This window comes from Corallococcus sp. M7, assembly GCF_054512695.1.
Genome location: NZ_CM137252.1, coordinates 6,666,425 through 6,679,313, shown reverse-complemented (window position 1 = coordinate 6,679,313; position 12,889 = coordinate 6,666,425). Strand labels below are relative to the sequence as shown.

Annotated in this window: 8 protein-coding genes; 5 read left to right on the top strand and 3 right to left on the bottom strand. The window is 69.2% G+C overall.

Going from position 1 to position 12,889, the window contains the following annotated elements:
* Positions 1-9 precede the first annotated feature (9 nt).
* The 3 genes from ACX114_RS26840 to ACX114_RS26830 all read left to right on the top strand — a co-directional run bounded on the left by ACX114_RS26840 (position 10) and on the right by ACX114_RS26830 (position 4,440).
* Positions 10-771 carry a uroporphyrinogen-III synthase gene (locus ACX114_RS26840; RefSeq protein ID WP_459289075.1) on the top strand — a complete coding sequence of 254 codons (762 nt, stop codon included), beginning with the start codon at positions 10-12 and terminating at the stop codon, positions 769-771.
* Between the two features lie 73 nt (positions 772-844).
* Positions 845-2,605 carry an MYXO-CTERM sorting domain-containing protein gene (locus ACX114_RS26835; RefSeq protein WP_459289073.1) on the top strand — a complete coding sequence of 587 codons (1,761 nt, stop codon included), beginning with the start codon at positions 845-847 and terminating at the stop codon, positions 2,603-2,605.
* A complete protein-coding gene (locus ACX114_RS26830) occupies positions 2,602-4,440 on the top strand; it encodes a GspE/PulE family protein (RefSeq protein ID WP_459289071.1) in 1,839 nt (612 codons plus the stop codon). Before ACX114_RS26835 ends, ACX114_RS26830 begins: the two co-directional genes overlap by 4 nt.
* Before the next feature lie 68 nt (positions 4,441-4,508).
* Here ACX114_RS26830 and ACX114_RS26825 read toward each other — a convergent pair whose 3' ends face one another.
* From ACX114_RS26825 to ACX114_RS26815, 3 genes are all read right to left on the bottom strand, one after another.
* Entirely contained in the window at positions 4,509-6,041 is a 1,533-nt protein-coding gene (locus tag ACX114_RS26825) for a hypothetical protein (RefSeq protein ID WP_459289069.1), read from the bottom strand.
* 96 nt (positions 6,042-6,137) lie between these two features.
* Complete coding sequence (locus ACX114_RS26820; protein ID WP_459289067.1) at positions 6,138-8,120, bottom strand: hypothetical protein; 1,983 nt, start codon at positions 8,118-8,120, stop codon at positions 6,138-6,140.
* A complete protein-coding gene (locus ACX114_RS26815) occupies positions 8,120-10,414 on the bottom strand; it encodes a bifunctional metallophosphatase/5'-nucleotidase (RefSeq protein WP_459289065.1) in 2,295 nt (764 codons plus the stop codon). Before ACX114_RS26815 ends, ACX114_RS26820 begins: the two co-directional genes overlap by 1 nt.
* Before the next feature lie 232 nt (positions 10,415-10,646).
* Here ACX114_RS26815 and ACX114_RS26810 point away from each other — a divergent pair, with 232 nt between their 5' ends.
* Together ACX114_RS26810 and ACX114_RS26805 are read left to right on the top strand one after the other, a co-directional pair.
* A complete protein-coding gene (locus ACX114_RS26810) occupies positions 10,647-11,327 on the top strand; it encodes an NUDIX hydrolase (protein WP_459289063.1) in 681 nt (226 codons plus the stop codon).
* 85 nt (positions 11,328-11,412) lie between these two features.
* Positions 11,413-12,882, top strand: a complete 1,470-nt coding sequence (locus ACX114_RS26805) for an MFS transporter (protein ID WP_459289061.1) — start codon at positions 11,413-11,415, stop codon at positions 12,880-12,882.
* Positions 12,883-12,889: the final 7 nt, after the last annotated feature.

Genomic DNA, 12,889 nt, shown 5'->3' with positions numbered 1-12,889 from the left:
TGCCGGCCCGTGGACCCGCGACTGGATGGCATCCGAATCTTGGTGACGCGCCCGCGTGAGCGGGCCGAGGAGCTGTGCTTCCTCCTGGAGGACGAGGGCGCGGAGGTCCTCAGCCTGCCGCTGTTGGAGCTGCATCCGCCGGAGGACCCGCGCCCGCTCGCGTCCGCCGCCGAGCACGTGCAGCGCTACCACTGGGTGGTGTTCGCCAGCCCCTCCGCCGTGGAGGCCTTCCTGGAGGCCCTGCGGCTCGCCGGCACGCTGGACCGGCTGTCCCGCGTGAAGCTGGCCGCCGTGGGGCCGCGCACCGCCAGGGCCGTGGAGGGCTACGGCCTGAAGGTGGAGGCCGAGCCCAACGAGGGCACCGGCGCGGCGCTCTTCACCGCCCTGCGCGACGTGCTGGGGCCGGAGGACGACGTGCTCCTGCCCGCGGCGGAGGAGGGGAGGCGCGAGCTGGAGGACGGCCTGCGCGACCTGGGCGTGCGTGTCACCCGCGTGACGGCCTACCGCAGCGCTCCGGCCACCGTCGAACCGGAGGCGCTGGCCGAGCTGGCCGCATCCCCGCCCCAGGTGGTGCTCTTCGCCTCGCCGCGCACCGCGGAGGCCTTCGTGGAGGGGGTGGGCCGCGAGCCGCTGGCCTCCGCGAAGGTGGTGGCCATTGGCCCCACCACGGCGACCGCGCTGACGCAGTTGGGCATCCCCGTGGCCGCCGTCGCCGAGCGCCCCACGCCCGAAGCGCTGGTGGATGCCACCGTTCGCGCCGTTCACGGGTAGACTGTCCGCCCGGTGACGTCCGGGCGCTCAGACGGAGCGCCCCGTGCGGACGTGACGTGAAGAGGTGCGGGTGATGAAGCGTGGGACGCAGCGGAGTGTCTTCCTCCTTGGACTGCTGGCGCTGGCCACGACAGCGCACGCCCAGGGGGGCTACCAGTTCCTGGAACACTGGGTGCTCAACAACAGCCAGGACCCGTTCCCGTACTACGTGGACGCGCGCAACAACCAGCCCGCGGGCAATGACATCTCGCTGGTGGAAGACGCGGTGAAGAAGGCCTTCCAGGCCTGGCAGGACGTGGACTGCGCCTGGCCCGCCTTCACCTACAAGGGCCGCTCCACCATCGTCCCCATCCCGGACGTGAACGACCGGCTGGACGGCTTCAGCGTCGCCGCCATCTGGGTCACCGACCCGAACAGCACCGAGTACAAGGACGTGCTCAACGCCGGCGCCAACGTGGCCGCCGCGGTGCCGCTGAGCCACGGCGGCAACGTGTACCAGTGCGACATCTTCCTGGACGCCGTGAGCCACAAGTTCACGACGTTCTCCCCCACGCCCGCGGGCTTCGTGGACATCCAGACGGCGGTGATGCGCGAGGTGGGCCACTGTCTGGGCCTGGGCAGCACGTACGAGTACCCGGACGCGGTGATGTACTTCTCGCTGAACGCGGGCACGCAGCGGCGCACCCTGTCGTCCTATGACCGGGGCGCGTTCTGCCAGCGCTATCCCCAGACGGGCGCGGTGGGCTCGCCGTGTGACACCGCCGCGTGCGGCCCCGGCCTCACCTGCGTCACCACGCAGTCCACCACCAGCGGCAACTCGATGAAGATCTGCTCCAAGCCGTGCCCCTCCGGCACGCCCGGAGCCTGCCCGGCCCCCTACCAGTGCCGCGCGTCCACCGTCATCAATGGCTCGCAGTACGCCTGTCTGCCGGAGGCGATTGGCACGGGCACCAAGGTGGGCAACCCCTGCACCAGCGCCTCCACGTGCGGCGCGCCCGAGTCGCGCTGCCTCACGGCCACGGACAAGACCACCGCCTTCCCGGCGTGGACGGACGGCTACTGCACGGAGTCCTGCGTCGCCAACGCGGACTGCCCCACCGGCTCCACGTGCACGTCCGTGGGCTCCGTGGGCAAGCGCTGTCTGAAGAACTGCCGCCCGGGCAAGGGCGACTGTCGCGAGGGCTATACCTGCAACACGCTGCCTGACAACGGCGGCGACGTGTGCGTCGCCGACTGCGCCACCAACAACGACTGCGGCTCCAACTACGCCTGCCGCTCGTGCGACCACGCCTGCGTGCAGCAGTTCTCGGGCACGCGCAGCGTTGGCGACCCGTGCCTCCAGGATTCGGAGTGCGGCTTCAACCAGAAGTGCCTGAAGCTCAATGGCAACCCGCAGGGCGTGTGCTCGGAGCCGTGCTCGGTGGCCACCTGCACGTGCAGCCCCGGCAACACCTGCCGCCCGGCCGGCACCGGCGAGGACCGCTACTGCTTCCGCGACTGTGGCGCGGGCACCTGCTCCTCGCCGCTCCAGTGCGTGCCGTTCCAGGAGGGGACCGCCTGCATCGCCCCCTGCCGCACCAACCAGGACTGCCCCAACGGCCTGTACTGCGGCAATGGCGGCCAGTGCTACGACCCGTACGCGCAGACGGACGGCGGCACCTGCACCCTGTGCAGTGACGGTGGCACGCCGCCGCCCCCGCCGCTGGACGGCGGCACGGATGGCACGACGAACGACCCCGGCGGCTGCGGCTGCCAGAGCGCCCCCACCTCCGCGGCATTCCTCGTGGGGCTCGGCGTGTTGCTCCTGGCCACCCGCAGAAGGAGGAACGTGTGACCCAGGCGGCGCCCCCCGGAAGCAGCGGCCCCTCGCGCAGCGCCACGGACTTCACCCTGGGCTTCGTGCTGGAGGCCCTGGTCGCCCAGCGCCTGCTGACGCCACAGCAGGCGCAGGAGGTGCTGGCGCGCGAGCCCGCCGCGCGTGCCCGCGTCCTCAAGGCGCAGGGCGGCACGGGCAAGGACGCGGCCCGCTATGACGTGTCGCCCGTGGAGGTGGTCGCGGCCTTCCAGGTTCCGGCGCCGGGGGGGCGGGGCGTGCTGGACGAGGACCGCGTCACGGAGGCCGCCGCGCGCGCCGCGGGGCTGGCCTACCGGAAGCTGGATCCGCTGAAGATGGACATGGCGCTGGCCACCCGCACGGTGTCCCGGCCCTACGCGCAGAAGCACGTGCTGCTGCCCCTGGAGCGCACCGAACAGGGGCGGCTGCGCGTGGCGGTGGCCAACCCCTTCGACCGCGAGCTCTTCGAGTCCTTCCACCGGCTCACCGGCGAGCCGGTGGAGCCCGTGCTGTCCGCGAAGACGGACATCCTGCGCTCCATCGCGGACATCTACGGCTTCAAGAACACGCTGGCCAAGGCCGCGGACGACTTTGGCGGCGCGAACGCGCAGATCGCCAACTTCGAGCAGCTGGTGTCGCTCAGCGGCACGCAGGAGCTGGAGGCGTCCGACAGGCCGGTGGTGCAGGCGGTGGACTACCTGCTGCGCTACGCCTTCGACAACCGCGCGTCGGACATCCACATCGAGCCCAAGCGCGCCACCGCCGTGGTGCGCCTGCGCATCGACGGCGTGCTGCACCCCGTCTACACGCTGCCCGCGCAGGTGCACCCGCCCATCGTGTCGCGCGTGAAGATGCTGTCGCGCATCGACATCTCCGAGAAGCGCCGCCCCCAGGACGGCCGCATCAAGACGGAGCGCGACGGCCGCGAGGTGGAGCTCCGCGTCTCCACGCTGCCCACCGCCTTCGGTGAGAAGGTGGTCATCCGTATCTTCGACCCGGAGACGCTGGTGCAGGACATCGCCCAGCTGGGCTTCGACCCGGATGAGAAGGGCCACTTCGAGTCATGGATTGATCAGCCCCACGGCCTCATCCTGGTGACGGGCCCCACGGGCAGCGGCAAGACGACGACGCTCTACTCCGCGCTCAAGGCGGTGGCGGGGCCGGACGTCAACGTCACCACGATTGAAGACCCCATCGAAATGGTGTGGGACACCTTCAACCAGGTGCAGGTGCAGCCCAAGGTGGGCCTGGATTTCGCGGGGGCGCTGCGCCACATCCTGCGCCAGGACCCGGACGTCATCATGGTGGGCGAGATCCGCGACGCGGAGACGGCGGAGAACGCCATCCAGGCCGCGCTCACCGGCCACCTGGTGCTCTCCACGCTGCACACCAACGACGCGCTGGGCGCGGTGGCGCGCATGAAGGACCTGGGCGTGCCGGCCTTCCTCCTGGCGCAGAGCCTGCTGGGCGTCATGGCCCAGCGCCTGTTGCGCCGCGTCTGCGTGCACTGCGCGGAGGAGGCGGTGCTCACGCCGGACGAGCTGTTGGCCCTGGAAGCGCCCCTGCCGCTGTTGCCCGGCGGCGTGAAGCTGTCCAAGGGGGCCGGGTGCGTGCGCTGCCGCGGCACCGGCTTCTCCGGCCGCACCGGCGTCTTCGAAATCGTCTCCACCACCCGCGAGGTGCGCGAGCTCATCGCCCGCGAGGCGCCCTACGAGCACCTGGTGCAAGCGGCGCGGCGCGGGGGCATGCGCACGCTGCGCGAGGCCGCCGTGCGCAAGCTGGCGCAGGGCCTCACCGCCTTCGACGAGGTGGTGCGGATGACGTCCGCCTTCTGAAAACACGAAGGGCCCGCCGTGAAGCACGGCGGGCCCCGCGAAGCTGCCCGAAGCGGGCAGGGCGGCTGTTAGAAGCGCGCCTGCAGCAGCGTGTTGAAGCCCAGCGCGTGCGGCTTCTCGAAGTTCGGCTGCGCGATGCCCGTCACGTCGTCCTCGAACGTGGTCCGGTTGGTGTCGTACGTGTAGTAGACCTCACCCACGGCCGCGACCGTCTCCGACAGGTCCCACCGGAAGGTGGCCTTGGCGGACCAGATGAGCTCCGCCTCGCAGGCGCTGGTGCCTCCGCAGGTGCTGGGCAGGATGCTCAGCTGGTTGGCGTCACGCACCACGACCGTGCGCGTGCCGGTGAGGCTGGGGGGCGGGTTGCTGCCGCCCACGAGCGGAACCGGGCTGCGGAAGGACGCCGGCTGCTGCGCGCCGATGATGAAGCCCGGCGTCAGGTGCAGCCGCTCGATGTTGTAGTCCACGCCCACCGCGCCGAAGACTTCCGGCTTCAGCACCGTGCCCGTGGGGAAGTCCTGGAACGGGGGGAAGCCCGGCACGTCGAACTGGATGAAGGACAGGCTGCGCACCAGCGCCAGCGCGTTGAAGCGGAAGCGGTTGAGCTTCGCGCGGCCCTGGAAGGCGAGCGCCACGGCACCCTGGGGCTTGGTGGCGCCGAACTTGTCCGGGTCCTGCAGGGTCTGCGTGAGGTAGCTGCCCTCCAGCGAGAGGGAGTACGACAGGCCACCCGGGTACGTCTCCGGCGCGAAGAAGCGCTGGTAGATTTCCGGGTCGTTCTTGTAGAGCCGGAAGTCCACGCTCGTGCCCACCGGCACGCCCACGTGGTAGACGACCTGACCGGACACGCCGGCCGAGTTGACGCCCGCCTCGATGGACTGGTTCGCCAGGCCCGGGACGATGCCCTTCTGGAAGTAGCCGCCGCCGGCCTCCACGCGCAGCGTCTCCAGGATGTCCCAGCCCGCGCCGGCCATCACGCCGTAGAGCGTCTCCTGCTCCAGGATGAGGTCGTTGAGCACCAGCGCCGTCTTGCCGCCCACGTACGCGTACCAGCGGTCGCGCGTCACCTGGAACTTGGCGCCCGGCACACCCGTCGCGGTGGCGCGGTTGGTGAAGATGGAGCTGCCGCCCCAGGAGATGCGGTACGCGTAGCCCAGACGGAAGCGGTCCGCGGACACCGGGAAGCCGGTGAGCGAGATGCCTTCCTTCTCACCCCAGCCCGGCGGCTGGTAGTTCAGGCGCACGTAGCTGGAGTTGTCGAAGATGTCGACACCGCCGGACGGGCGCTCCAGCACCAGCAGCGTGAGGGCCGCCTCCGTGGTGAGGCCCTCGAAGAACGCCGGCATGCGCTTGTAGAGCACGACGTTCGACAGGGACTCGAAGCCGGAGAACCGGGTGTTGAAGTTGTCGTAGAACTGCGTGTTCTGGTTACCCGCGCCAAAGCGCGCGTTGGGGCTGTTGGGAGTCGTCTCTCCCGCGCCCGCCAGCACGTTGTCGTCCGCGAAGACGAACGACAAACGGGTGTCCACGAAGTCCCCGGCCCAAGCGGGCGCGGAAAGGGTTGTGAGGCCCGCCAGGGCCAGCGTCTGCAACGTTTTCAATGTCCCTCCAGGAAGCGGTCCGGGGGAGACCGCTCCTCCCTGCGCCCCGGCTCTTCACCGGGGCGCTCAATGCGACTGCTCAAAGGTGAATGGCGACTACGGGCACGGCTTGATGGGCTTCGGGCACTCCATCCCGGGCCCGGGATAGCAGCACAGGTCGTCCTGGTCTCGCGGCAGGACGTTCCAGCGCGGACGCGCCGGACCCACGTGCTTCAGGTGACCCACGACGTCGAAGGTGGCCGCCCGCAGCTGCTTGCACTGGAGCGCCTTCGCCGCGTCGGCGTCGTTCTCGTTGCAGTCCGGGTTCAGATCCGGCACCGCGTCCTTGATCTGCAGGCTGATGCGCGAGCGCGTGTCCGGCGCGACCTTGCACGCGGCGTTGGCCGTGGCGGCGGCGTCGCGCACCAGCGCGACCGTCACCTCGGAGCCCTTCAGCGTGTACTCGTAGCGGGTGTTCGCCGGGATGAGCGTGTCCGTCTGGTCCGCCGTCACGCTCACCGCGCCGAAGCGCGCGTGCACCGGCTGGGTGCAGATGATGTTCATCCGGTAGCCCTGGGGCAGCGCCTTGTCCGGCCGCACGGCCGTGGTGCCCACGTTGACGTTCATGATGCGGTTGGGGACGGACTCGTCCATGCCCATGGACGCGGGGCCGGTGGCGTTCATCTCCACCACGAACTGACCGAAGTTCGTGTACGTCGTCTTCTCCGCGCAGATGGTGCCAGCGTACTCGCCGATGCCCAGCGTGCAGTCGATGACGCACTGGCGCTCCGGCAGGTCCGGATCATCCGGCGGCTCCTCGAAGCAGTTCTGCCAGGTGCGCGACGCGCTGCTGCCCACCGGGCAGAACATGGGCATGTCGTTGTTGCCGTTGGCGTCGCAGTTGCGGAACACCTTGGGGAACTTCACCCGGCGCAGCTTCACCAGCGAGGACTCCAGGCTCTCCATCTTGTAGTTCTTGTAGCTGTAGCCGCACAGGATGTCGTCCAGGTACGGCGAGCCGCTGTAGCCGCACAGCCGGCCGTTGATCTCCACGGGCGGCACCTGGTCCAGGTACTTGTTCCACTGGTCCTGCGGCAACAGGCGCACGTTCTCCCGCAGCGTCCACGCGGGGAAGCTCATCTGCGTGGTGTTGGTGAACTCCGCCACCGTGCCGGACAGCGTCCAGAGCAGGTCGCCGGAGTCCAGTCCTTCCGGGAAGGAGTAGTTGTAGATGTAGATGCTGTTGAAGCGGCCCGGGTTGAAGCCGTCCGGCTCCGCGGTCTGGACGTTCGCGCCCGTGACGCTCTTCTCCGCCACGCGGCAGGCCGTCATGTCCGTGACGTAGAAGCCGCTGGAGTCCGTGCCCGTCACCAGCAGCATCATCGGCTTGCCGTTGTTGGGGTCGGACGGGTCGCAGTTCTGCGTCAGCGGCTCGCCGGACTCCGGGTTGCGGCCCACGCGCATGAACTGCTTGATGAAGACGCTCGTCTCCGAGCCGCCCTCGGGCAGGTTGATGGTGGCGATGGCGGGCTCCTCGAACCGGATGCCCTGGGACAGGCCGGTCGCGAGGGTGCGCGTGGCCGGCTCCTGGGGCAGCTGGGACAGGTCGCCCACGACGCCGCCGTCCGCGTAGACGAGCTCCAGGTCCTGGTCCTGCACCCAGACGTGCGTCTCGCCGTACAGGTGGGCCACGCGCACGGTGCCGGTGCCCTTGCCGTTGGTCAGCTGCGTCCAGCGCTGGCCGTACTCACCGGTGAGGTCGCCCGGGATGACCCGGAAGGACACCGGCCCGTTGAAGGACGTCATCTCCCCGCCGGTGCCGTCCAGCGCGGTGATGGACAGACCGATGTCCACGTCCGAACGGGGCAGGGTGTAGGGGCAGTCCGGGGTGCCGCGCACGTCGAGCGGCACCGCCGCCTGGTCGTTGCCGTACTTCGACGCGCAGGCGTTCACCACCGGCAGCAGCGTGGCGGCGGAACCGCCGGTGGTGATGCTCGTCACCTCCACGCGGAAGGACGTGAGTCCGGTGGGCTCCTCGGACTCCTTCGTGTAGCAGCCGGCCGCCAGGGCCAGCGTGGACAGCAGGAAGAGTCTCTTCATCACTTCACCCTCCGCCCGATGCGGCCATCCTCGATGGCGCTCGCGATGGGCATGGCTGTGGGCTTCTCACAGAAGGAACGCAGCTGGCTCGTCACGTTGCCGCAGGTGGGGTTGCCACCCACCAGGAGGTCGCGGCAGGTGCAGCGGCCGGTGTAGGGCCCCTGCGGCAGCGCGCACTGCTCCAGGGCCGCCTGCTTCGTCGTGTCCGGCAGACCGCACCGGGCCATGGCCGCCGGCTGCTCCTGGGCATCGTCGGTCACCTTGAGCAGGTCGCGGCACGAGCAGCTGCCCACGGTCTTGTCGAGCCCTTCCTCGAAGGCCTTGGACACCTTGCAGGAGTTCAGCGTCTTCTCGTCCACCGTCCACTGGCCGTTGACCAGCGAGCCGCAGCGCGTGCCGTTGCTGGACGTCTCCCGGCCGTTGAGCAGGTCGTCGCAGTTGCAGAAGCCCTGCATGTAGCCGATGAGCGAGTCGCGCAGGCTGATGCCCGTCTCGATGCGCGTGGTGTTGCGCTTGAGCACCGTGAAGCCGGAGCCGCCCTTGGCGATGTAGTCGTTCACCGCGACCTTGTAGGTGCCGTTGGTGTCCAGCGGCTTGCCGTTGATCTCGATGTCGATGCCCGGGTGCGCCCAGCAGCGCGAACCGGCGGTGTCCTCCAGGCAGGTCCAGGGCGCGTGGCCCTCGCGGTTGTCCTGGGGGCAGTCCGTGGCCACCGTGGCCGGGGTGCACGAGATGCGCAGGTCGTTGAGCTGCACCTGGGCGCAGTCCATGGTGAAGCGGGCGCCGGAGATCTGCGCCTGGCTCACGCACCCGCGCTCCGCGGAGCGCTCGGTGACGAAGTCGAACATCTCCTGCATCTCCACGCCGGACAGGTACATGATGTTGATGGTGTTCTCGAACGGGAACACGTTGAACATCGCCTCCTGCGTCACCACGCCCGCGTAGAGGTTGTCGCGGATGCCCAGGGAGTTGGTGAGCGCCATCTCCGCCTCCACGCGGTTGCGCTTGCGCATGGAGTCCGCGGCGATGTTGCCCAGCGGGCTGTCACCGCCGTTGGAGTTGTTGCGCCGCTGCACGTCGAGGGGCGCGTAGGAGAAGATGGAGGTGAGCTGCAGCTTCACGTCCATGCCCAGCAGGTACGGGATGAGCAGGTCCGTCGTCTGCGCGTCCTCCTGACGGCCGCACTCCGCCATGGCCTCGCGCACGCCCGGCGCGTTGATGAACTCGCCCGGGTCCCAGAAGATGTTGTCGTCGAAGCGGTACTTGCGCATCGCCTCGTTGCACCAGAGGCCGTCCACCGGGAACGCGTGGTAGTCCTGGCTGATGACCTCGGCGCCGTTCTCCTCGCCCAGCTGGTTCGGCATCTTCACGACCAGCTCCAGGCGGCCCACGTACTTGGCGAACGCGCCCGAGTGCGACAGCACGACCTTGCGGCCGGAGGGGTCCGTCACCAGCTGCGGCGGGTTGAGCACCACGTGCAGGTGGCCGCCCAGGACCACGTCCATGCCGTTGACGCCCGCGATGTGCACGCGCACCACCGACTTGTCGTTGCCTTCCGGCCCGAACCACTCCAGCACCTTCCACGCGTCGTGCGCGCGGTTGATGAAGGGCTTCGCGCGGCCGTACTCGTAATAGGCCTCATAACCCTGGATGAGATCCTGGTCCTCGGTGAGGCCCAGGTGGCTGACGATGACAATCAGGTCCGTCACCGGACGCAGCAGCTCCACGTAGGAGCGCGCGGCCTCGTTCTGCTCCAGCGGCGTCACCTGCAGGCTGTTGCCGCCCTCCACGATGGAGTTGAGGGAGGAGATGTTCGCCATGCCGATGACGCCCACCCGCAGGCCCTTCACCGTCCGGATGGTGTAGGGGTTGGTCACCATGGAGGCGCCGTTGGTGCCGGTCGTCTTCGGGTCGTCCCAGTAGTAGTTGGCGGCCAGCAGCGGGAAGTTGGCGAAGTTGCGCGCCTTCTGGACGAAGTTGAGGGCGCCCGCGTCGAACTCGTGGTTGCCCACGACGGCGGCGTCCAGACGGGACTCGGAGAGGAAGCGGAACTCCGCCTCGCCCGTGTTCACGTTGAAGATGGGCGCGCCCTGGAAGCAGTCACCGGAATCCAGGTGCAGGATGCGGTCGCCCTTGGCGCGCTCGCGCTTGAGGATGGACGCGATGCGCGTGGCACCGCCAAAGGGACCGGCCTCGGGAATGAGCTCCAGGTCCTGGTCCGTCTTCAGCGGCGTGAAGTCGTACGGGACGAGCCGCGAGTGGATGTCAGAGGTATGGAGGAGGGTAAGCCGCACCTCCTGACCTTCAAGGTGGTAATCCTGGCCTTCCAGCACAGGCATGCACGAGGCGAGGGCCAGGGCGCAGGCGCAGAAGAGGCCGAGCAGTGCGCGACACATTCGTGGCGGATCCGTGATTCGTAGGGAGTGACGACTTGAGGACGGCGCAACCTACGGGATCAAGGGTGCACGGGCAAGCAACGCCACCGTGGCACCTCCACCTACCAGGACATCAGGAGAGCAGGCAGACATGCGTCCCAGCAGTTCCAATGTGACTGACATCGAGATCATCGAGGATTTCTCCGCCACGGCGCGTTGTGACGAAGGCTTCCTCCGAGTGCGTCGGCTGCGCTGCCGCAACCGGCGCGCGGATGGCTCGTCGTCTCCGGTGTACCGGGTGGATGTGGTGGACCGGCCCCGGTTGGACGCGGTGTCGGTGCTCATCTACCGCCGCGCGTCGGATGGAAACGTGGAAGTCCTGACGCGCATGAACCTGCGCCCCGCGGCGTACTTCCGCCGCGAGCAGACCGCGTCCATGACCGTGCCTGACACGGTGAGCCATCTGCGCGTGGAGGAGATTGTCGCGGGCCTGCTGGAGCCCGCGGACAAGGGGGAGGAGGGGCTTCGCCGCCGCGCGGCGGAGGAGGTGAAGGAGGAGGCGGGCTACACGGTGCGGCCGGAGGACATCCAGTTGCTGGGCGGCGCGTTCTTCCTCGCGCCGGGCATCCTGTCGGAGAAGGTCTTCCCGGCCGCGGTGGACGTCACCGGCGTGACGCAGGGCGAGGTGGAGGGAGACGGCTCTCCATTGGAGGAGGGCATCCACCTGCAGTGGCGGCCATTGAGCGCGGTGCTGGACGCGTGCCGCCGCGGTGACATCGCGGACGCGAAGACGGAGGTGTCCCTCACGCGGCTGCTCGCCCGGCTTTCCTGAAAGCCGCTTGCTGTTTCCGGGTCGAGGACGGACGGGGTAGGGTGCTGCCCCGTTCCGCTTCCTTTTAGCAGGCGAGGTTCGTCGCATGTCGTCGCTGCCCCCGTGGCTGGCCCAGCTGCTCCCCATCGTCATCCTGCTCGGGGCCATTGGCCTGGTGCTCTCACGGCTGCCGAAGGTGGAGCTGGGGCACACCGATGCGTTCCGCCGCCGCCGCTTCTTCAACTGGTTCCCGCTGGGCCTGACGTACGCGTTCCTCTACATGGGGCGCTACAACGTCAACGTGGCGACCAGCGCCATGGGCGCGCAGACGTCCAACGCGGACTTCGCCACCATCTTCTTCTGGGGGACGCTGACGTACGGCGCGGCCTTCCTCCTCAACGGCCCGCTGACGGACAAGCTGGGCGGCCGCTTCACCATCCTGTTGTCCGCGGGCGGCAGCGCGGCGGCGAACATCGCCATGGGCGGCCTGGTGTACGCGGTGCTGAAGAACGGCTGGGCCCCGCCGGGCGGCGTCGTCGCGTGGCTCGCGTTCCTCTACAGCGTGAACATGTACTTCCAGAGCTTCGGCGCGGTCTCCATCGTCAAGGTGAACGCGTCGTGGTTCCACGTGCGTGAGCGCGGCCAGCTGGGCGGCGTGTTCGGCATCCTCATCTCGCTGGGCCTGTACTTCGCGTTCGACTGGTGCCGCTTCATCGCGGACGCGGCGCCGGTGTGGTGGGTGTTCTTCGTGCCCGCGGCGCTGCTCGTGGGCTTCCTGGTGCTGGACTTCTTCGTCATCCGCGACACGCCGTCCCAGACGGGCCACCCGGACTTCGACACGGCGGACGCGTCCAGCGGGGAGACGGGCCCGGCGCTCTCCGTGCCGCAGCTGTTCGGCAAGCTGCTGAGCAACCGCGTCATCCTCATCATCCTGGGCGTGGAGTTCTGCAGCGGCTTCCTGCGCAACGCGGTGATGCAGTGGTTCCCCAAGTACGCCAAGGCGGTGGGAGAGTCCGGCGGCTTCGTGGCCTCCAACTGGGGCATGCTGTCGTGCGTCGCCGGCATCCTGGGCGGCATGTTCGCGGGCGTCATCAGCGACCGCATCTTCGACTCGCGCCGCGGCCCCGTGTCCGCGGTGCTCTACGCGGGCCTGCTGCTGGGCGCGGTCGGCGCGGTGTTCCTCCTGGGCACGGTGGGCGCCGGCTGGTCCGTGGTGTTCATGTCCCTGTGCGTCATCGGCGTGCACGGCATGCTGTCCGGCACGGCCACCATGGACTTCGGCGGCAAGAAGAACGCGGGCATCGTGGTGGGCATCATCGACGGCGCGGTGTACGCGGGCACGGCCATCCACGCGCTCGTCTACGGGGCCATCCTGCCCACCGGCGACGCCATGAAGGACCCCGCCAACTGGAAGCCGTGGCCCCTGGCCATGCTGCCCCTGGCCATCGTGGGCCTGGTGCTGGCGTCGCGGGTGTGGAACGCGAAGCCCCAGCCCAAGGCGGCCCCGCTGCCGGTGGGTGACGTCGTCCCAGGCGCCGTGCCGGGCGCGTCGTCTCGTACGGGCACCAACGGTTGAGGCTCCA